Origin of the sequence: Vibrio sp. 10N.261.51.F11, from assembly GCF_041471665.1 — a bacterium.
GTDB classification, from domain to species: domain Bacteria; phylum Pseudomonadota; class Gammaproteobacteria; order Enterobacterales; family Vibrionaceae; genus Vibrio; species Vibrio crassostreae_C.
Map to the genome: position 1 here is coordinate 99,310 of NZ_JBFROW010000034.1, position 20,293 is coordinate 119,602.

17 protein-coding genes are annotated in these 20,293 nt (G+C 43.4%); 6 read left to right on the forward strand and 11 right to left on the reverse strand.

Annotated elements, in window-relative coordinates:
• Window positions 1-132: 132 nt before the first annotated feature.
• Window positions 133-1,338: a multidrug efflux MFS transporter EmrD gene (emrD, locus tag AB4351_RS11970; RefSeq protein ID WP_017065927.1), complete on the reverse strand. Its 1,206-nt coding sequence runs from the start codon at window positions 1,336-1,338 to the stop codon at window positions 133-135.
• A gap of 499 nt (window positions 1,339-1,837) precedes the next feature.
• Here emrD and AB4351_RS11975 point away from each other — a divergent pair, with 499 nt between their 5' ends.
• A complete protein-coding gene (locus tag AB4351_RS11975; protein ID WP_372126110.1) occupies window positions 1,838-3,955 on the forward strand; it encodes a methyl-accepting chemotaxis protein in 2,118 nt (705 codons plus the stop codon).
• A gap of 127 nt (window positions 3,956-4,082) precedes the next feature.
• Here AB4351_RS11975 and AB4351_RS11980 read toward each other — a convergent pair whose 3' ends face one another.
• The 5 genes from AB4351_RS11980 to dinG all read right to left on the reverse strand — a co-directional run bounded on the left by AB4351_RS11980 (window position 4,083) and on the right by dinG (window position 8,973).
• Window positions 4,083-5,216, reverse strand: coding sequence for a JmjC domain-containing protein (locus AB4351_RS11980; RefSeq protein WP_372126111.1), 1,134 nt, complete (start codon window positions 5,214-5,216; stop codon window positions 4,083-4,085).
• Window positions 5,217-5,258: 42 nt separating this feature from the next.
• Window positions 5,259-5,429, reverse strand: a complete 171-nt coding sequence (gene rsmS, locus AB4351_RS11985; RefSeq protein ID WP_017111064.1) for a pleiotropic regulatory protein RsmS — start codon at window positions 5,427-5,429, stop codon at window positions 5,259-5,261.
• Window positions 5,419-5,967, reverse strand: coding sequence for a primosomal replication protein (locus AB4351_RS11990; RefSeq protein ID WP_372126114.1), 549 nt, complete (start codon window positions 5,965-5,967; stop codon window positions 5,419-5,421). Before AB4351_RS11990 ends, rsmS begins: the two co-directional genes overlap by 11 nt.
• A gap of 22 nt (window positions 5,968-5,989) precedes the next feature.
• A complete protein-coding gene (locus tag AB4351_RS11995; RefSeq protein ID WP_017062114.1) occupies window positions 5,990-6,769 on the reverse strand; it encodes a TSUP family transporter in 780 nt (259 codons plus the stop codon).
• Window positions 6,770-6,897: 128 nt separating this feature from the next.
• Window positions 6,898-8,973, reverse strand: a complete 2,076-nt coding sequence (gene dinG / locus AB4351_RS12000) for an ATP-dependent DNA helicase DinG (protein ID WP_136978344.1) — start codon at window positions 8,971-8,973, stop codon at window positions 6,898-6,900.
• Between the two features lie 513 nt (window positions 8,974-9,486).
• Between dinG and AB4351_RS12005 the strand changes: the two genes are divergently transcribed.
• Window positions 9,487-10,449 (forward strand): porin, encoded by a 963-nt coding sequence (locus AB4351_RS12005; RefSeq protein ID WP_372126116.1) that lies wholly within the window; start codon window positions 9,487-9,489, stop codon window positions 10,447-10,449.
• A gap of 133 nt (window positions 10,450-10,582) precedes the next feature.
• The gene (locus AB4351_RS12010) at window positions 10,583-11,254 is read left to right on the forward strand and encodes a DUF2057 family protein (RefSeq protein WP_372126142.1); all 672 of its coding nucleotides are present in this window, start codon (window positions 10,583-10,585) and stop codon (window positions 11,252-11,254) included.
• Window positions 11,255-11,317: 63 nt separating this feature from the next.
• Here AB4351_RS12010 and AB4351_RS12015 read toward each other — a convergent pair whose 3' ends face one another.
• The gene (locus AB4351_RS12015; protein WP_372126119.1) at window positions 11,318-12,046 is read right to left on the reverse strand and encodes a pseudouridine synthase; all 729 of its coding nucleotides are present in this window, start codon (window positions 12,044-12,046) and stop codon (window positions 11,318-11,320) included.
• A gap of 321 nt (window positions 12,047-12,367) precedes the next feature.
• On the opposite strand from AB4351_RS12015, the gene AB4351_RS12020 reads away from it, so the two are divergent.
• Complete coding sequence (locus AB4351_RS12020; RefSeq protein ID WP_372126122.1) at window positions 12,368-14,593, forward strand: NADP-dependent isocitrate dehydrogenase; 2,226 nt, start codon at window positions 12,368-12,370, stop codon at window positions 14,591-14,593.
• 330 nt (window positions 14,594-14,923) lie between these two features.
• Here AB4351_RS12020 and cspD read toward each other — a convergent pair whose 3' ends face one another.
• Window positions 14,924-15,145, reverse strand: a complete 222-nt coding sequence (cspD, locus tag AB4351_RS12025) for a cold shock domain-containing protein CspD (RefSeq protein ID WP_004736548.1) — start codon at window positions 15,143-15,145, stop codon at window positions 14,924-14,926.
• 585 nt (window positions 15,146-15,730) lie between these two features.
• Between cspD and clpS the strand changes: the two genes are divergently transcribed.
• Both clpS and clpA read left to right on the forward strand, forming a co-directional pair.
• Window positions 15,731-16,051 (forward strand): ATP-dependent Clp protease adapter ClpS, encoded by a 321-nt coding sequence (gene clpS / locus AB4351_RS12030; protein ID WP_004737430.1) that lies wholly within the window; start codon window positions 15,731-15,733, stop codon window positions 16,049-16,051.
• 39 nt (window positions 16,052-16,090) lie between these two features.
• Window positions 16,091-18,364 (forward strand): ATP-dependent Clp protease ATP-binding subunit ClpA, encoded by a 2,274-nt coding sequence (gene clpA, locus AB4351_RS12035; protein WP_017062108.1) that lies wholly within the window; start codon window positions 16,091-16,093, stop codon window positions 18,362-18,364.
• Window positions 18,365-18,544: 180 nt separating this feature from the next.
• Here the strand turns inward: clpA and infA are convergent, their stop codons facing one another.
• The 3 genes from infA to aat form a co-directional block, all read right to left on the reverse strand.
• Window positions 18,545-18,763: a translation initiation factor IF-1 gene (gene infA, locus AB4351_RS12040; protein WP_001040192.1), complete on the reverse strand. Its 219-nt coding sequence runs from the start codon at window positions 18,761-18,763 to the stop codon at window positions 18,545-18,547.
• 81 nt (window positions 18,764-18,844) lie between these two features.
• Window positions 18,845-19,543 (reverse strand): arginyltransferase, encoded by a 699-nt coding sequence (locus AB4351_RS12045; protein WP_065585123.1) that lies wholly within the window; start codon window positions 19,541-19,543, stop codon window positions 18,845-18,847.
• Window positions 19,543-20,253 (reverse strand): leucyl/phenylalanyl-tRNA--protein transferase, encoded by a 711-nt coding sequence (aat, locus tag AB4351_RS12050; protein WP_017063504.1) that lies wholly within the window; start codon window positions 20,251-20,253, stop codon window positions 19,543-19,545. Before aat ends, AB4351_RS12045 begins: the two co-directional genes overlap by 1 nt.
• Window positions 20,254-20,293: the final 40 nt, after the last annotated feature.

Here is a 20,293-nt window from a genome sequence, read left to right on the forward strand (position 1 = left end):
GTTTTCAAAAAATCAAAGCAATGTTAAATGAAATTACTGATACGTGAGAGTGGAAGGAATAAATGTGCAACAAAAAGGGACACACTTTTCAGTATGTCCCTTTCCTTTATTTAGCAAGATTCGAGTTTTACGTTAAATAGCCAATGGCATTTCGTTTGAGTGGTCAGGTTTACGATTAACCCAACGTAAACCAAGCATAGCGATGAATGACATAGCAATCATCAGGCAACCGAGTGGCAGTTGGTCTTGAGCTGGGAAGAACGATGCCAATAGTGTTGCGATGCCAGCACCTAGGTTTTGCATACCACCTAAAATCGCACCTCCAGTACCAGCGTGGTACGGGAATGGCGAAAGTGCCCCTGTTGTTGCTGCTGGGAATAATATGCCAGCGCCCAAGAAGTAAATTGTGGCACCGCCAATCAAAGTTAATGCTGTTGTTTGACCAAACAGACCCGGTATCAATACCACTGTTGAGCCTACCAATATCGCAACCAGACCAACATTCAATGCACGGCGCTCAGAGCGACGTTGTGCGATGTAACTAGATAAGCCTGCACCGACTAAGTAACCTGGAATAGGCAAGACAAACAGCAAGCTTACTGTGGTTGCCGGTAAGCCAAGTACGCCACCAAGCAACACACCTGCCGCTGCTTCAAATACGGCTACACCAGCAAAGGTTGCGACTAATACCAATAAGAAACCTTGGAAACGTTTATCAGACAGAACGAACTTGTAGCTGTTGGCAACCGATTCATGCTTGCGTCGTTCTTTCGGCAGTGTTTCCATCATGCTCGTCATCATAGTGATCACAACAGCAATACCAAACAGCGCAAGGAATAAGTAGCTAGAACGCCAGCCGAAAACTTCTGTTAGGTAACCACCCAGTACAGGAGCCATCAATGGTGAGAAAATCACACACATGCTAATCAAGCTGTTTGCACGGTGCAGCTCTGCGCCTTCAAAACAGTCGCGAGTCAATGTACGAGACATCGCACCACCACAACCGATGCCCAAACCTTGGATAAAGCTGCCCGCTAAGAACCATTCATATTCGTGAGCGAACAATGCTACCAAAGTACCGATGATGTAGATGATCAAACCAATCACGATGATCGGTTTACGACCTAGGCGATCTGAAAGTGGGCCGTAAACAAATTGCGACAGACCATAAGGGATCAAGTAACACGCCATCACTGCCTGCAGTGAAGATGCCGAAACTAAGAACTCACCTGCCATATGACCGATAGAAGGCACGTACATCGTTTGAGTCATTTGACCTACGGCAGTCAGAATAGCGATTAAAAAGGTAAGTTTCGCTAATGGAAACGAGGCGGACATTTGCGTATCTCTCCAAAAATTAAGACGTAAAAAGCCTTAGCGCTCCATTAAAGGAGAGCCAAATGAATAAAGTTTTCAGGGAATCTAGGCGTGAGATATTAGAGCTTGATTGCGGGCTTAGCAATCAAAAAGTGTGAAGTTGATCAAGATAAAAATCTATAACTTGGATTATAAAAACTAATCCGAAGTTACTGCATTTTAAAGAGGGAGAGGGTGGAGTGGGCTTCCTTTAAATATCGATGTTCTGGCTATGTCCAAAGCGCTAAAACCTAAGCAACACAGCTAATGATTATATGAGTACATCATTTGAAATCACAGAAAAAAGGAAGAAAACACGCTCTATTAACATTTGTATAAACTTTCGTTTTATATGTAAGCAATTTGTGCTGTAATTATCCGCTAAGCTATTCGTCTAACTCATTTACATTGTGTACAGCAATTCGTTGTCGATGTGATAGTTATGGTTATGGAAGTCTTTTGGCTTAAATAAGGATATTAAATGCGCTCTCTATCGGTACAGTGGAAAATAACCCTCTTAGCAGGTTGTTGTTTAATCATTACGTCACTGTCTCTTATTGGTTTCTCGATCTACAACGCAACGAGCAATCAACAAGTCATCAAATCTCAAAGTTCAGAATCAGTTATCAATAAAACTCAGCAGCTGCTGGCGTCTGTTTCTCAGCTTAATGCTCAAGAAACTCAACGTTATGTAGACGAAGCTATTTACCGCGCAGAGATGCTTGCGGCCAGTGCTCAGTTTCTAAAAAACAATGCAGACGAAAACTTTACGCCAAGTGAAGAGCTTCGTACCGCCTTGGATGAAATGGTTCGTCGCTCGGTTTTAAACTTCGACTCTATTCAAGGTGCGTATCTAGTTTTCAAGCCTAATTTACTCGATAGTGAAGATGCGAATTATGTCGATGCTGATTATGTTGGCTCTAACGAAAAAGGTCGTTTTGCTCCTTACTGGAAGGTGGCAGATAACGGTGAAAATGTTCTAGCGAACGTTCTTTCAGAATCTATCTTGAATGATGACAGCAATAGCGAACGTTTTTACTGTCCTTTGTCTTCAGGGCAAACATGTATTAGTACGCCTAGAGTGGTTAACAGCGGAGGTGTAGCACTACTTACGTCCTCTATTTCAGTCCCTATTTTGGTTGACGACGTTGCTATTGGTTTTCTTGGTATTGATCTAAGACTCGATGGTTTAACCAGTGTGATTACTCAATCTGACCAGAGCTTGTTTAACGGTGCGGGTAAAGCTTATGTGGTTAGTCTAGATGGTTCAGTCATCGCTTCTGATGATTCAAGCATTGCAGTTGGTTCAATCTTCCAAAGTGACAATACAAACAGTGATTTAATGACCGACTTTATCTTTGGTGGTGAAGTGACAACGCAATGGAGCGAGAACGGTGAGTGGTTACTTGCCTTTGCGCCTGTTGTTGCGGCTAACCAAACTTGGGGTGTGTTGTTTGAGATTCCGAGAGAGAGCGTCGTCGCTGATGCCAACAAATTGGATTCCATCATTAGTACTAAGCTAAGTGAAGGCATTAAGACGGAAGTGATTGCCGGTACTGTGTTCATTTTGTTCGGTTTAGCCATTATCGCATTTGCTTCCCTTTCAATTGTGAAGCCTATTCGACAAGTGGTTGAGCGACTTAATGACATCGCTTCTGGTGAAGGGGATTTGACACAGCGTTTAGAGGTTAAGTCTCAAGACGAAATAGGTCAGTTATCTAAAGGGTTCAACTTATTCTTAGACAAGCTACAACACACGATCAAAGAAGTTATTCACACCACTGAACAAGTGGCGAGCACGACAAGCCAGGCTAAAGCATCGGCATCAAGTACCCGAGAAAGTAGCGAATCTCAATTTAAAGAAGTCGATCTTGTGGCGACAGCGGCCGAAGAGATGACTCAAACAGCGGGCTTAGTGGTACAAAATGCAGAAGTGGCGGTTGATGCTGCTTGTGAAGCGAATCGTTCTGCTCAACAAGGGCAACAAGTCATCGAACTTTCAGCCGGTGAAATGAGAAAGCTGGTGGAACGTATGTCGAGTGCTGTTCCTATTGTTGAAGAGTTGGCAAAAAATAACGGTAACATCACCGAGATCTTAAGTGTTATTGAGGGGATTTCTGAGCAAACTAACTTACTGGCATTGAATGCGGCGATTGAAGCGGCTCGTGCTGGCGAACAAGGCCGTGGCTTTGCTGTTGTTGCGGATGAGGTAAGAAACCTCGCAAGTCGCACACAATCATCGGTTGGTGAGATCAGAGCGGTGATCGACAAGGTTCATGCTGGAACTCAAGATGTCGTTGAAGCGATACAAGAAGGCAATATACTTGCAAACGACACAGCACTACACGTTCAGAAAGCAGTTGAAGATCTGGGGTCGATCTTTACTTCTATTGAGGCGATCAGTGATATGAACAGTCAGATCGTTCGAGCAGCTGAAGAGCAACAATCGGTTTCCGGTGAAGTAAATCAAAGCGTGGTTAATATTCGCGATTTGAGTGCGAAGATCTTGGAGCAAGCCGCGGCTTCTGAGCAAGTGGGTAATGAAATTGACCAGCTGTCTCAACAACAACAGAAATTGGTCAATCAGTTCAAGGTATAGTTGTTCAAGGTATAAGCATTAATCCTTAACCAATTCTTGAATAGAAAAAGGGACAAATGAAGATTTCATTTGTCCCTTTTTTAATTGTTTCTCTAGAAGCTGGTCAATAACCAGCGGTTGACGCTGCTTACTCTTCGATAAACCAGTAGCCTTTGTTGACCAATTCAGTCACGACAGTTATGCCCGAAGGAGATAGGGCAGTAGCCGAGGTAATCATGGTCTCATCGCAAAGTATGTTGAGTAACGAAGAATCCGCTTCATCAACCTTAACCACCTCACCATTAATGTAAGCTGTGTTGCTTTCATTTTCGTGGTAGAGCGCTTTTAAGCCTGATACTCGGTGAATCTCACCTTCAGACTCTAAGTGTTGAGCGATCTCTTCTTGAGTCCATAGTGGCTCAGGAGCAACGATATCAAGTTGGTGGCGTGATTGGCTTAGCAGACAGCCCATGAATTCACTGATGGTTTCAGGTTGCTCTAGTGCAGATTTCAACATGTCTGTGAGATTGCTTAAATCCGATGAACGAATTTTTCCGTAGCCTTCTTGCGTTTTGAATTCTGGATCGTGCAGGTGTACGTCACCCATATCATGAGCAAGCACAAAATCGGCAAAGTTGCTGATTAGCTCTTGCTCTTTAGGGGAACGGTAGCCAATAGAGTAGCTCATCGACGGCTCTAATGTGTTCCCTTCATGTGGGAAACCTGGCGGGATATAAAGGATATCGCCCGGCTCTAAGGTTTCATCAATGATTGGCTCAAATCCTTCTATTTGGCGTAGAGCAGACGCTTGAACGGTCTCTTTGTACTGACCAACATCTTTCGCGCCCACTTTCCATTGACGTTTACCTTGGCCTTGAATGATGAATACATCGTATTGATCAATATGAGGGCCAACACCGCCTTCAGGTGCTGAGTAGCAAATCATGAGATCGTCGAACAACCAGTTTGGTAATTGTTGGAACGCTTCAGTCAGCTGATTTGCACCTTGATGCCAATGGTTGGCTGCTTGAACGATCAATTGCCAATGTGTTTCAGTGAGTTCACCAAACTTCTCTTCAGTGAATGGACCGTGTTCGGCTGTCCATTTGTTGTCGAGGTTAGAAACAAAGCGAGAATCCACTTCTTCTTCCATCGATAAACCAGCAAGTTCTTCCGGCGAAATTGGGTCGACGAAGTTCTGGAAGCCACCTTTTAAGATGGTTGGTTTCTTATGCCAGTAATTTTCAAGAAACTCGGGCATAGAAAAGCTAAGTTGGTACATGTGAATCCTGTATATTTTTTGCTAGATGCTAGATGCTAGATGCTAGATGCTAGATGCTAGTTTGGCTTGTAAATCTTGCTGGACAATCTTAATTGCTTCTAACGCCACCTTTGGGTCGATCTCGTTGCTTTCGAGTAAGTAGATCAAGTCGACAGCTAACTTAACTTCTTCAGGTGCGTTATCCAGTGGTGATGATGTGTTATCAGTGCTCATTTCGCGTAGGGTTCTCTAAGTTAATCAATCTCTCAATGTTCTTCATTGAGTCCTCACAGCGTTCCAATCGTTCTTTTGCGAGTTGCCAAGCCTCTTCCGCTTTTTTCTTATGGTGGCGTGGCGCTGAATCAAACGCTAACTTTCGTGTTTGAACTAAATCGACGAGCCGCTTTTGCCAATCTTGGTGTTGTGCGAGTTCGTTGTATAAGTCGTTTAAGCTTTTTCCTGACTTGCTTTTTCGGTCCAAGCGTAAATCGTGGTTGGCTAACTCTCTTTGGATTGCTGCAATCTGATTGGTCAGCTTTTCTGTCAGGTAGTTGGCTCTGGACGCGGTCAGTTGATTTGAGGTTTGTTCACGTACAATGGTGCGGTACGTTGCCTGAGTTTCAAGTGCATAGGGAAGCAAAACAGAGGCGCCGCATTTAAATAAGGCTCGGTCAAACAAGGCTTGATGATAAGCCCCTCGAGATTTGTCAACCTGCGAGCAATGGCCAATCAAGGTATCAATAACACTTTTTAGCTTTGAAAATTGATTCATTTCACTTCCCGTTGGCTACTGCCTATAAGTTCACAAACCAAGCTTCGTATGCCAGTTTAATTGCAAGTACGCTTACAACTGTAACAAACACAGGTCTTATAAATGTAGCACCGAACCGAATAGCAGAGTGAGCGCCAACAAATGCACCGGCCATCAAACAAAGGCCCATGGTTAAACCTAGAACCCAATCAATATGACCAAGAATCGCGAAGGTCACCAAAGAGGTAAAGTTACTGGTAAAGTTCATGGCTTTGGATAGACCAGAGGCAAGTAAGATGTTTAAGCGATAAAGCGCCATAGAGCTTACCGTCCAAAACGCGCCAGTTCCTGGGCCAGCAACCCCATCATAAAAGCCAAGAATGAATCCTTGGTACTTTTGTTTTCTCTTAAGCACAGGGCAAGGTTTAGGAGACACATTATGGCTCACATCTGGAGTCTTATGAAAAATGGTATAGACCGCTGCGGCAAGAATGACTAACGGCAATACCTTCTCTAACCACTCGGTGCTAATGGCATCAACAGTGAGTGTGCCGATGGTCGCACCTATTAAAGTAGATATGAATGCATTGACCCAACACTCAGGCTTGAACAGCTTTTTACGGTAGTAAGTGAATGCAGCTGTAGATGAAGCGAAGGTTGCTGCAAGCTTGTTAGTACCCAATGCGATGTGTGGCGGTAAACCAAGTGACAGTAAAGCTGGAACGGTTAACATCCCTCCGCCACCTGCGACAGCATCAATAAAGCCTGCTGCAAATGCAACCAGAGCAAGTATGACCAACATGGTTGGCTCAATCATTTCCATAAATAGCTAGTGTTCTCGTTATCGGCTGATAGGGCAGCCACATGAAAAATCTATGGATTAGTCATGTTGGGTTGTGGATGCAAGGGCCTAGCGATGAAGGCCCATAACTACCTCAAGGGCAGGGGATATTAGTATTTTATTGTTCTTTTAAAAGGCGGTAGTGAATCGAGTAGGGACTTTCCGTATCGCTTCGTTACTATGCGTCTATCAAGGATCGTGACTTTACCAGAATCTCTTTCCTTACGCAGTAGTCTACCCACAGATTGAATAAGCTTTTTACTCGCATCTGGAACAGTAATCTGCATAAAAGGGTTACCACCGCGTGATTCAATATATTCTGAATGTGCTTGCTCTACGGGAGAGGTAGGAACACCAAAAGGAATCTTGGTAATAACGAGGTTTTCAAGAAGCTCACCCGGTAGATCAAGACCTTCAGAAAAGCTGCCAGTTCCAAAAAGAACGCTGGTTTTACCTTGGTCTATTAGCTTTTTATGTTTTTTTAGAATTTCAGTTCGTGAAGTATCGCCTTGAACCTGCAATGCCCACGACTTTTTAACGAAATCTGTTGTTAAAGCCTCTGCAACTTTGTTCATTTGCCAGTAAGAAGAGAATAGAACGAGATTGGCTTTTTTGTCTTCTATTACCTTAGGCAAAATTTCAATAAGATATTCGGTAAACTGAGGTGCTTGTGGTTCGTACTTCATTGCTGGAACGATAAGCTCAGCCTGATTCTGGTAATCAAACGGTGATGCCAAAGCCAAAAATTGTACTCCATCTTCTGCTTTTTGGCTGATACCTGCTTGATGACAGAAAAAGCTGAAAGAGTTGAGCGCCCTCATGGTCGCAGATACTAATACCGCACCCACACAGCGGCTCCAGATTTGTTGATCCAGTTGCCAACCTACCTCTAGTGGCGAAACATTAACAACGAAATCGCCTTCGCTTTCTTTATTCAGTTCGAGCCAACGAGCCAAAGGAGCACCTTTTTCTCTCTTCGGTTCAGCCATTAAGCGCCAAACTTGAGCAAGGTTCTCTGTTCTTTGTATATAGAAGCCAATTTCTGCCAGTGCCGGCTCTGCAAGCTTTGCTGAAAGCTCGCCGTCTTTAACTCGTTCCGCAATCAGGTCTGCAATCTTCGCAACTGCTTGGCTCGCCTTTTGTGTGAGTTGCTTGAGGTCTTTTGATTCATTCTCAAGCCACTCAGGTAAGTCGCCATGTTCGAAGCGATACAAGCCGTCTTCAAAGTGGTTAGCGTCAAACTGTTTACTCATTTGAGTCAGGGTAGGGATCAGCTGTTGCACTGAATCTTGCAGTTCATTTCGAAACCGGTGGACACGTTTCTCGTCAGCGAGGCCTGAAAGCTTAGTGATGGATTGGTTCAAACGCTCCAACCATGACGCCGCGCCTTTTAAGCTCGCAGCCGCAGAAGAGTGATCTCTGGCTACATGCGGTAAATGGTGAGCTTCATCGAATATATAGATGCTATTTTCTGGCTCAGGCAGTATCACACCGCCTCCTAGGTCTGCATCCGCCATCACCAAGCTGTGATTGGCAATTATCACGTCTGCTTTATCTAGCTCTGAGCGCGCTTTTTGGAAAGGGCAGTCTCTATGAGTAGGCATACTGTTATTACAGCTGTGCTTATCGCTGACAATCATCTGCCAAATCATGTTGTCGATGGGTTTTGGCCACGAATCACGGTCACCATCCCATTTACCTTGGGTTAGGCTACGATACATGGTTTGAAGTTGGTCGATATCCTTCTTCTTTGGCTTAGATTCGAACATGGCCATTTGTCCGCCATCAACCCCGCAGGCAGCGGCTAGCTTTTCGGAACAACAATAACGCTGTCTGCCCTTCGCTAATATGAAAGAAAACTCTCGATCAGTCAGTCTTCTATATAGAGGGAGATCTTTATTGACGAGCTGTTCTTGTAGCGCAACCGTCGCCGTTGATATGACTATTTTTCGGTTATTGAGCACAGCGACAGGAATAGTTGCCATTAAATAAGCCAGTGATTTCCCGATCCCGGTTCCCGCTTCTGCAACAATCATGCGATTACTTTTGTGGTATTGACCACAAAGTGTCTTCGCTATTTCTGCAACAAGGTAATTTTGAGCACGTCGAGGTACAAAGTTGTCCAACTGATCTTGGAGGTTTTGATAACTGGTGCGAATAGATTTTTGAATTTTAGTAGTTAGCATACTGTGACCTACGTAACGGAGCGAGGATAGTAGCACATATCACTAGTCGGTACATTTACGGTGAAATAGCTTGCTTTTGAATCAAAGGTAGATCTTGTTCACAAAAAAAAACTGAACCATCAGGAACTTAACTATTTTATTTATGTTGCGAAATATAAATATTAAAAAAGACTGGCTTGTAGGCGTTAAGTTCTGAAAGTTGGCGTTTATATGAGTTGATTGCGGTGTTAAATGCTGTTTTGTTCTTTTTTTGGATTATTATATTTCCTGATAAAACTAAGGATAAGCTGCTCGTAAAACAATGAAAAAAAATGTAAGCGATTGATTTTGATGGTTTTGTGTTTTTTTTAGGTTTGTTTTTAGTTTATTTGACACGCAGGATAATCTTTTGCAATCTAGACCTCGAAATTTAGTGACGGTGGTTAACCAACAAAGAGTGGTAATGACCAGTCATAAAAATAAAAGGGAACCGGGCAAGGATCTCCCATTCTTAGAAAAGGCAGTGGATTTATTATGAAAAAGACTCTATTAGCACTAAGTGTTATGTTTGCAGCGACGTCTGCACAAGCAATCGAAATTTACAACAACGAAGGCGTGACTGTTGACCTAAGCGGCGACATTGAAGTTGTTTACGTAAAAGGCTTCGATAAAGACTCTGATTTTGAGCAGCAAATTCAAGATGCGGATTTTGGTTTTGACGTACGTTACGCAATGAACGACGAAGTTTCTTTCGGTGGTTACTGGGAGTTTGACGGCGCTTCAAGCGACGTAACAAGCGGTAAAAACACATCTGCTGAAGTTGGCGATGTTTACGTAGCATTTTACACGCAAACATACGGTTCTGTTAAATTCGGTCGTACATGTGGTGCTCTAGATGATGCTGGTGTTGGTTCTGATTACCAGTTTGGTGTGAGCTCTTTCTTCGAAAACGGCAGTGACTTCTGTGCTGACGAAATGGTTCGTTACGACATTGATACTGGTATGTTCTACGCTACAGCATCTCTTGCTCAAGATAAAAAAGAACAAGATAGCCTTGGTAAAGACGGAGCTTACTACGACCTTAAACTTGGTGCACGTGTAGCTGATTTTGACTTCACTGCATATTTCGGTGATGCTGAAATGAAAGCGACTGCTGTAACAGCAGAAGACTCGATTTGGGCTCTAGAAGCTCGCTTCTCAGGAGTTGAAAACTTAAATCTTGAGTTAGGTTACTACGCAACTAGCATGGAAAATGGCCCAGTTAAGGTTGATGCAGATACTATCGCATTTGCTGCTGATTACACTATTGATGCAGTAACCATTGGTGCTGGTTACAGCATTGCGGACAGCGATAATGACGCGAATGATGAAGACAAATGGTTTGTAAACGCTGGTTACGGCTTTGCACCAAATACTACTGGCTACATTGAAGTTGGTGGTACAGATCAGAAAAACACTGACACTGGTGTTGCTGTAGGTGTTAAAGCTAGCTTCTAATCGAGTTTAGTTAAATACTTTCTTATAAAGCCACCCAAGGGTGGCTTTATTTATTTTTACAGTTTAATATTTTATATAACAATTACTTAATTATTTTTGGCAACGTGCCTGATGAAAGGAGTCAATCTCTGTGATGTTTAAAAAGCAATTATTCTTTGTTTTAACTATGTTGGCATTTTCTGCACATGCTATAACTCTGATTCCTAGCAAAGGTGTCTCTGTTCTTTACATTAATGGTGTAGAGGCTGATTCTAAGTTGGGGACGAATATAATAAGGAATGGTACGACTCAAGTTGTTGTCCGAATGGACAAAGAAGTAGGCCGTGGTAGTGGCAATGGAGTATTTACTTCTAAGCCATATTTATTAACGTTTGAAGCGGGTGGGAATGAAATTAAATTGGATCACCCAGTCGCTCGAAGTAAAAGCGAGGCAGAAAAAGCTTTCAAAAAGCAAAATCCCGATTGGCGTTTAACTCAAGACGGTAACGAACTTGTCTATCAACAAGAGTTACTTCAAGGCAAGAAAGGTCTACTTCCATTTATGGGAATGGACAAGCTTGTAAAAGAACATAACGATCAACGAGGAATCACGTTTGTCGATGGTGCGTTAGTCACTGCCACGACTACTGCGATAGTTCCCTCTCCAGTTACAACTCAATCGGATACTCCGAAACTAGATCTTAAAACTGCCCCAAGCGTTGTGGGAAGTGTTACTCAAAATGTCGAGCAATTGAAAGCTTGGTATCTAAAAGCTTCTAAAAAAGAGCGCAAAGAATTCCGTAAGTGGATGATTGACCAAGAGTAATCAATCTTCATGTGTAAAAAAGCGAGATATAATAAATATCTTGCTTTTTTATATTGCTATGAGTTAAATCTCTTTCCACTCACCAGGCTGTAGCTGCCCCACATTCATGTTGCCCATTGAATAGCGGATAAGACGTAGGGTAGGGAAGCCGATATTGGCTGTCATGCGTCTTACTTGGCGGTTACGTCCTTCAATGATTGTAATAGCCAACCATGTTGTCGGTATCGCGGCTCTGAAGCGGACTGGAGGATTTCTATCCCACACTTCAGGTTCTTGCATCACTTCTACTTTAGCCGGTAGTGTCATGCCGTCTTTTAGTTCGACACCTTTTCTCAATTTATCTAAATCTTCCTCAGAAGTTGCGCCTTCAACCTGTACCCAGTATGTCTTTGGGGATTTTGAGTTTGGTTGAGTTAACTTAGCTTGAAATATCCCATCATTGGTTAAGACCATTAACCCTTCGCTGTCGCGGTCAAGGCGACCTGCAGCATAAACGTCTTTCACTGGAATAAAGTCCGCTAGCGTTTTTCTCCCTTCGCCATCTGTAAATTGGCTTAGAGTATCGAAAGGCTTGTTGAACAGAATTACTTTGCGATCTTCGAGCGCAACCTTAGGTTTTGCATTGGTAGGCTTGCCTTTATATCGGTGCTTGCTTGAGTGAGATTTGTTGTGCGAATTGCCAGTGTTATTCTTATCACTGCTTCGGCTTTGTCTATTACCGCTTTGTTTTAATGTTGCACCAGAACGAGCCGGTTTGTCTGAACGAGATGCGCTGCGTGAGCGAGTAGACATGTTAACTACCTTGCAAAAATGTAAACGAAGTGTGCTGAAAAGTTTTCACTGAAACGGAATTGAGCTATCATTTGCGCGCCTAAAAGACACAAAATAGAACAAGTTGATGGACTCTTAAGCCTGATTTGTTTAATTATACCTTCGTGTTTTATTATAACAACGCACTCACGGATTTGGTTCATGCTGTCATCAAGATTGTATGAAAAATAAGATAGAGTACGACTATCGAGTAAGCAGTTTTCACTCTTAGAGTGGCTTACTGGTCAATTTATAACACGCTCACTACTTTAAATGAGCTTGTAAGAACTATAGGGAAATTTCATGCCTACTGAAAAACCAACGATCATCTATACCATTACAGACGAAGCTCCGGCGCTAGCAACATACTCTCTGCTGCCTATCATTCAATCTTTTACAGCTTCTTCTGGTATTAACGTTGATACTCGCGACATTTCACTTGCAGGGCGTATTATTGCCAACTTCCCTGACTATTTGAACGAAGAGCAACGTATTGGTGATGCATTAGCAGAACTAGGTGAATTGGCTAAGACACCAGAAGCAAACATTATCAAGCTTCCAAACATCTCTGCATCTGTACCTCAGCTTCAAGCAACGATCAAAGAGCTACAGTCAAAAGGTTACGCACTTCCTAATTACCCAGAAGAAGCAAACACTGACGAAGAGAAAGCAGTAAAAGCGACTTACGACAAAATCAAAGGCAGTGCAGTAAATCCAGTATTGCGTGAAGGTAACTCGGATCGCCGCGCTCCACTTTCTGTTAAAAACTACGCGAAGAAGAACCCACACTCAATGGGTGCTTGGTCTGCAGATTCTAAGTCGCACGTTTCAAGTATGGACGACAAAGACTTCTTCGGTAGCGAAAAGTCAGTAACCATTGAAGGTGCTACAGAAGTTAGCATTGAATTCGTTGGCAAAGATGGTGCGAAGAAAACATTGAAGCCAGCTTTTGCACTGCAAGATAAAGAGATCATTGATGCGTCAGTGATGAATAAGGCCGCTTTGGTTGCATTCTTCGAAAAAGAAATCGCATCGGCTAAAGAGCAAGGTGTACTGCTTTCTCTTCACTTGAAAGCGACGATGATGAAAGTATCTGACCCAGTGATCTTTGGTCACGCGGTTAAGGTTTACTACAAAGACGTATTTGCTAAACACGGTCAGCTGTTTGAAGAGCTAGGCGTTGATGTAAATAACGGCATCGGTGATGTCTACGCGAAGATTGATGCGCTTCCTCAAGAGCAGAAAGAAGCAATCGAAGCTGACCTGCAAGCGGTATACGAGACTCAGCCACCACTAGCGATGGTTGATTCGGACCGTGGCATTACTAACCTACACGTACCAAGCGATATCATTGTGGATGCATCTATGCCTGCAATGCTGCGTTCTTCTGGTCAAATGTGGGATCCAGAAGGTAAGCAAAAAGATACCAAAGCAATGATCCCAGATCGTAGCTACGCGAGCATTTACCAAGCGGTTATTGATTTCTGTAAAGAGAACGGCGCGTTCGATCCAACAACGATGGGTAGCGTACCAAACGTTGGCTTGATGGCTCAAAAAGCGGAAGAGTACGGTTCTCATGATAAGACTTTCATCCTTGAAGCTGCTGGTCAGGTTCAAGTTGTTGACGCTTCAGGCGCTGTGCTTCTTGAGCAAGACGTAGAGGAAGGCGATATCTTCCGTATGTGTCAGGTTAAAGATGCACCAATCCAAGACTGGGTTAAGCTTGCGGTAACGCGTGCTCGTGCATCGGGTGTTCCAGCGGTATTTTGGCTAGATGCGTCACGCGCACATGATGCTCAGCTTATCAAGAAAGTTGAAGCATACCTTCCTGAATACGATACCGATGGTCTTGAAATTAAGATCCTTGCTCCACTTGAAGCGACTCAATACTCACTGGTTCGTATCAAAGAAGGCCTAGATACTATTTCGGTTACTGGTAACGTATTACGTGATTACCTAACTGACTTGTTCCCGATTTTAGAGCTTGGTACATCAGCTAAGATGCTATCGATTGTTCCACTAATGAACGGTGGTGGTCTGTTTGAAACAGGTGCTGGCGGCTCTGCTCCTAAACATGTTCAACAAGTAGAGAAAGAAAACCACCTGCGTTGGGATTCTCTAGGTGAATTCTTGGCACTAGCGGCATCTCTAGAGCACCTGAGCGTAGTAACAGGTAACGCTAAAGCACAAGTTCTAGCTGATGCGCTTGATAAAGCGACGGGTGAGTTCCTTGATAACAACAAGTCTCCTTCACGTCGAGTAGGTGAGCTTGATAACCGTGGTAGCCACTACTATCTAGCGGCATACTGGGCTAAGGCGCTTGCTGAGCAAACGGCTGACGCTGATCTCGCTGCTGAGTTTGCAAGTGTGGCAAGTCAACTGGCTGAAAGTGAAGAAGCGATCGTTGCAGAGCTGAACAACGCTCAAGGTGTGGCTGGCGACTTAGGTGGTTACTACCTACTTGACGATGCATTGGTTTCAACACTAATGCGCCCAAGCTCAACGCTAAACGCGTTTATTGATGCATAGTGATTGGACTCATCGTTAGTCAGTCATGAACGTGATTTGCTAACGAGTTGCTTAGGCTGATAGCTAAGTTATAGATAAAGTCAAAACGAAAGACGCTTTAACGATAACGTTAAAGCGTCTTTTTTTGTTCTTTTGTAATACCTCAAAGACCTAGCTTAATAAGAATACACCCGTGAACTAATGGTCTAGTGAGCAACTTTATAGCCCCTAAAACGAAAAAACCGTTCACGTAATCCTGTGTTACAGGTATTAAATGAGCGGTTTCAATATTCTGTTTACCTATCAGCCGTTAATGACGACTGCTGGAGGTTAACATGAGTTGGCAATCGCCTATTTTGCGGCGCTGCCTTCTACAGGAACAACTGAGCTAGCATGCGAGCCTTTAGGTCCACTTTCTACTTCATAGTCGACCTGCTGACCAGCCTTTAAGGTTCGATAACCTTCCATTTGTATTGTGGAGTAGTGCGCGAAAATATCGCCGTCTTCACCTTCTGGACAAATAAAGCCAAACCCTTTGGCATTGTTAAACCATTTTACTGTACCTGTAGCCATGCTATACATCCCTCATGCATTTTGTTACTAACGTTGTTATATCAATTGTTGTAAGTGCGATTGATATCATTCCTACCAGCTAAAGAATTTCAGCTAATAGCTTGAATCTCGTACATTGCTTACGGAAATTAACGCTACCCTGCGTAATTATTCCTTATTGTTAATTTTTGAAGCGTGTTACTGATTTTAATTCATGTTGCAAAAATGTATTAAAAAACCTTTTAGCTCCAATGTAGCTAATGATTGAGCACAGTCAATAGTAAATTGGTATAAAAGTGATCAATTTTAATAACAAATCACATTCGAGATTAACCGTAAACTATTAACCAAATAGTAACTTAGCGGTAATCTTATCGTTAGTATCAATAGTTATGGCGTCTTTTTAATCAATCACATATGTTAATCTTGTTAATCGAGATCTTTTATTTGCAGCGATGGAAATGGTGGATTAGGCTCAGTATAGAGGAATATTTTTTGGTACTGTTTCTAGGTGCAGTTTCTTAGTACACGGTAAAGCGTGAATGTGGTAAATTTGAGTTAGGTAAACACTCACGACTTCCGAAAAATAACCCTTAGCAAAGCGATATGAGCAGAAACTTTGAATGGGCATCTCCAGGCTCAGATTTACTGGAGAAAGAAGCAACAAAAGTAAAGCCACCGGCGATGTATAACGTTGTGTTGAATAACGATGACTACACGCCCATGGACTTTGTAATCGAGATCCTAGAGCGATTCTTCTCACTAGATATCGAAAAAGCAACGGAAGTGATGCTCAAGGTTCATTATGAAGGTAAAGCTATATGCGGCACATACAGTGCTGAAATAGCGGAAACAAAGGTAGCGCAGGTCACGATGTACTCAAAGGAAAATGAGCATCCGCTACTATGTACAATGGAGCAAGTATAAATTGCTCGAACAACACTGTTGTTCCCTTAGGAGGTACTTATGCTAAATAAAGAATTAGAGACGAGTTTAAATGGCGCATTTGCTCGTGCGCGAGACAAGCGACATGAATTCATGACTGTCGAACACCTCCTACTAGCATTATTAGAAAATGATGCGGCCAAGGAAGCGCTCCAAGCTTGTCAGGCTGATCTCGATGCTCTTCGCAATGAGCTCGATATTTTTATCGATCAAACGACCCCACTTATCCCTGAAAGCGACGAAACTCGCGAAACTCAGCCTACGTTGAGCTTCCAACGAGTACTTCAACGCGCTGTTTTTCATGTTCAATCTTCAGGTCGCAGCGAAGTAACAGGTGCTAACGTACTTGTGGCTATTTTTAGTGAGCAAGAATCTCACGCGGCATATCTTCTTAAGAAAAACGACATTAGTCGCTTAGATATTGTTAACTTCATCTCACACGGTATTACCAAAGCGAGCAACGAAGGCGACAGTCCTTCATCATCCGATTCATTTGGTGGTGCAGAAAATGCTGAAGAAGCTAACTCTGAAGACCGTTTAGAAAATTTTGCTACTAACCTTAACGAAGTCGCAAAGCAGGGCAATATTGACCCACTAATCGGTCGTGACAAAGAGCTAGAACGCACTATCCAAGTTCTGTGTCGTCGTCGTAAGAACAACCCTCTGTTAGTGGGTGAAGCGGGGGTAGGTAAAACTGCCATCGCGGAAGGTCTTGCATGGCGCATCGTTGAAGGACAAGTGCCTGAAATCATTCAGAGCAGCGTAATTTATTCTCTAGATATCGGTTCACTGTTAGCCGGAACCAAATATCGTGGTGACTTTGAGAAACGTTTTAAAGCGATTCTTAAGCAACTGGAGAAAGAAGAAGACGCGATTCTGTTCATCGATGAGATCCACACCATTATCGGTGCCGGGGCTGCATCGGGTGGTCAGGTTGATGCGGCAAACTTAATTAAACCACTACTAAGCAGTGGCAAATTACGTTGCATCGGTTCAACAACGTACCAAGAGTACAGCAGTATTTTTGAGAAGGAGCGTGCTTTAGCTCGTCGCTTCCAGAAAATAGATATTATTGAACCATCGCTAGACGATACGACCAAGATCCTGATTGGCTTGAAGCCAAAATACGAAGCTCACCACGAAGTGCGCTACACCAACAAAGCGTTGCGTGCCGCTGTGGAACTGTCAGCTAAATACATTAATGAACGCCACCTTCCTGATAAGGCCATTGACGTAATCGATGAAGCGGGCGCTCGTAGCCGTTTGGCACCTGCAAGCCGTCGTAAGAAAACGGTAAGCGTGGCTGATATTGAGTCAATGGTTGCGAAAATGGCGCGTATTCCTGAAAAGTCAGTATCGTCTTCAGACAAAGATACACTCCAGAAACTGGATGAGCGCATGAAAATGTTGGTATTCGGACAAGACCCTGCAATCGATGTATTGAGTGAAGCGATTAAGCTGACCCGTGCTGGATTGGGTGCAGACAATAAACCTGTTGGTTCATTCTTGTTTGCTGGTCCTACTGGTGTCGGTAAAACAGAGGTGACTGTTCAGCTGTCTAAGTTGATGGGTATTGAGCTTCTGCGCTTTGATATGTCTGAGTACGGTGAGCGACACTCAGTGAGCCGCTTGATTGGTGCGCCTCCTGGTTATGTTGGTTACGACCAAGGTGGTTTGCTAACGGATGCCGTAATCAAGAACCCGCACTCTGTTGTGTTACTGGATGAAATCGAGAAAGCTCACCCAGATATCTTTAACTTGCTACTGCAGGTAATGGATAACGGCACGCTAACTGACAACAATGGTCGCAAAGCGGACTTCCGTAATGTGATTCTAGTGATGACGACCAACGCAGGTGTGGCTGAAACCGAGAAGAAATCGATCGGCCTGATCCAACAAGATCATGCGCCAGATGCGATGGGCGAAATCAAGAAGGTATTTACTCCTGAGTTCCGTAACCGTCTTGATAATATCATTTGGTTCAACAGCCTTGACCCAAGTGTGATTAGCCAAGTAGTTGATAAGTTCATTGTCGAGCTTCAGGTTCAACTGGACGCTCGTGGCGTGTCTTTAGAGGTTTCTGAGGATGCTCGTCACTGGTTAGCTGATAAAGGCTATGACAAGACCATGGGTGCTCGTCCAATGGGACGTGTTATTCAAGAGAAGCTTAAGAAACCACTTGCTAACGAGTTACTGTTCGGTAGCTTGGTTGATGGCGGTACGGTTAAAGTATCCCTGAAAAAAGACGAATTGGATTTCATCTATGTTGGTGCTAAAGAAGAGGTCATGCACTAACGAAGTGATTGATAAATCAAAGGCTTAAATATAAAACGCATGACTTAGGTTGTGCGTTTTTTTATGCTTGCGAGATGCGAGATGCGAGATGCGAGATTGATGTGCTTGTGTAGTAAAAAGCTCAGGCAATAAAAAACGGAGCCTTAAGCTCCGCTTCTTATTGTATTCGCTAATTAAAAATTAACGAGCACGGAAGACGATGCGGCCTTTAGAAAGGTCGTATGGAGTCATCTCAACAGTTACTTTATCACCAGTAAGAATACGGATGTAGTTCTTACGCATTTTACCAGAGATGTGTGCTGTCACTACGTGACCGTTTTCAAGCTCAACACGGAACATTGTGTTTGGTAGAGTATCAAGGACAGTGCCTTGCATCTCGATTACGTCTTCTTTAGCCATCTAATCCTCTTTCGAAATTTGGCGGTTTTCAACGGCTTGATTGTGCCGTTAAAATCAAAATATGTAAAGTTGTCGCGTATTCTACCCTTGCCACCGCTGATTTACTAGCCTTTGATGACGTTGAAATCGTACTTTATAGTTCATCGCAGGGCATTCATCGATTTGATAACCCAAATATAACCATTGTTTTTGTTCTTTCTGGGCATGTTGGATCTGAAATAGAACGCCAAGTGTTCCCATCGAAATGTCTATATCAGGATCGAAGAAGGTATAAAACGCGCTCGTACAGTGAGCCATGATGTCGGTTACGGCGATACCAACCAACTTGTTCTCATCATAGATGTGCATGAACTTTGTAGTAAGCCACTCATTTTTAGAGAATTGTAGAAACTCTTCTTTCTTGGGTGGGTACATGGTTCCCGAACGGTGACGAGCGGTGATATAGCGACTGTATAAGTCAAACCAGTTGTCATCCATCTCATCTTTCAGTTCCCAACGTAGTGATTTTCCTTTGTTAAGGATCCGTCGTTGGCTTTTGGAAAGCTTAACCTCAGGAATTGAAAGCCGAATCGCTTGGCATGCTGAGCAATTATCGCAATGTGGCTTATAAATGGTTGAACCACTGCGGCGAAATCCATTCGCAAGCAGAACTTCATAGTTATCTGAGGTGTGCATGTGTTCGTCAAGCGTGACCGCCACTCTCTCTTCGAAGTGAGGTAAGTAGCTGCAAGCGTGATTGTCTGTTAATCCAATTCTGATTTGTTGTAAATCTGGATTCATTAAGGCATTTCCTTTAGCCATTGGGTTTTAAAGCATGCATCGTCAACGGAGAACTCTTTGAGTAATTGCAGAGAGCCTAGGAATTCATCCCTATCAACCTCGATAGCGCCCAAGGATTCCAAGTGAGGGTTCATGACTTGGCAATCAATCAGTTGTCCGCCGAATCGGGTAAAGTGTTTACAAAAGTACCACAGCGCAATTTTAGAGGCATTGGTCTTTAGGCTGAACATCGATTCACCGCAAAAGACTTGGCCTCTTTGTAAGCCGTAAAGTCCACCGATCAGTTCATCATCTTGCCAAACCTCAACCGAGTGGCAGAAACCTAATGAAGCGAGTTTGCGGTAGGCTGACTGCATGTCGCTGTTTAGCCAGGTTTCTTCTTCGGGTCTTAGTGAAGAGCAATAACCAATTACTCTGTCCGTCGCTTGGTTGATGCTGACTCGGTAATTGTGCTTTCTTTGAAACTTTTTAAGACTTTTTGACGGTTCGAATGTCTTAGGATTAAATACCGCTCGCGGTGCAGGGCTCCACCAAAGTATAGGCTCACCTGGGCCATACCATGGAAATATACCTTGGCTATAAGCGTTTAAAATTCGCATTGGTGATAAATCACCACCGAAGGCGAGCAGACCGTTGGGGTCATCAAGCGCGTCGAAAGGCGAAGGAAACTCTATACTAGTAGTATCAAGTTCGGTTAGGTATATAGTCATAAGTACCGCATTACAGATTAATCACTGACCAAGAGGTCTT

Bases quoted from the DNA above. Each gene is read 5' to 3' on its own strand.
- cspD (WP_004736548.1), bottom strand. From the start codon at position 15,145: ATGGCTACAGGTACAGTAAAATGGTTTAACAATGCCAAAGGGTTTGGC.
- AB4351_RS12015 (WP_372126119.1), bottom strand. From the start codon at position 12,046: ATGTCTACTCGCTCACGCAGCGCATCTCGTTCAGACAAACCGGCTCGT.
- aat (WP_017063504.1), bottom strand. From the start codon at position 20,253: ATGACTATATACCTAACCGAACTTGATACTACTAGTATAGAGTTTCCT.
- AB4351_RS12010 (WP_372126142.1), top strand. From the start codon at position 10,583: ATGTTTAAAAAGCAATTATTCTTTGTTTTAACTATGTTGGCATTTTCT.
- AB4351_RS11975 (WP_372126110.1), top strand. From the start codon at position 1,838: ATGCGCTCTCTATCGGTACAGTGGAAAATAACCCTCTTAGCAGGTTGT.
- AB4351_RS12005 (WP_372126116.1), top strand. From the start codon at position 9,487: ATGAAAAAGACTCTATTAGCACTAAGTGTTATGTTTGCAGCGACGTCT.
- infA (WP_001040192.1), bottom strand. From the start codon at position 18,763: ATGGCTAAAGAAGACGTAATCGAGATGCAAGGCACTGTCCTTGATACT.
- AB4351_RS11980 (WP_372126111.1), bottom strand. From the start codon at position 5,216: ATGTACCAACTTAGCTTTTCTATGCCCGAGTTTCTTGAAAATTACTGG.
- emrD (WP_017065927.1), bottom strand. From the start codon at position 1,338: ATGTCCGCCTCGTTTCCATTAGCGAAACTTACCTTTTTAATCGCTATT.
- AB4351_RS11990 (WP_372126114.1), bottom strand. From the start codon at position 5,967: ATGAATCAATTTTCAAAGCTAAAAAGTGTTATTGATACCTTGATTGGC.
- clpA (WP_017062108.1), top strand. From the start codon at position 16,091: ATGCTAAATAAAGAATTAGAGACGAGTTTAAATGGCGCATTTGCTCGT.
- AB4351_RS12020 (WP_372126122.1), top strand. From the start codon at position 12,368: ATGCCTACTGAAAAACCAACGATCATCTATACCATTACAGACGAAGCT.
- rsmS (WP_017111064.1), bottom strand. From the start codon at position 5,429: ATGAGCACTGATAACACATCATCACCACTGGATAACGCACCTGAAGAA.
- AB4351_RS11995 (WP_017062114.1), bottom strand. From the start codon at position 6,769: ATGGAAATGATTGAGCCAACCATGTTGGTCATACTTGCTCTGGTTGCA.
- dinG (WP_136978344.1), bottom strand. From the start codon at position 8,973: ATGCTAACTACTAAAATTCAAAAATCTATTCGCACCAGTTATCAAAAC.
- clpS (WP_004737430.1), top strand. From the start codon at position 15,731: ATGAGCAGAAACTTTGAATGGGCATCTCCAGGCTCAGATTTACTGGAG.
- AB4351_RS12045 (WP_065585123.1), bottom strand. From the start codon at position 19,543: ATGAATCCAGATTTACAACAAATCAGAATTGGATTAACAGACAATCAC.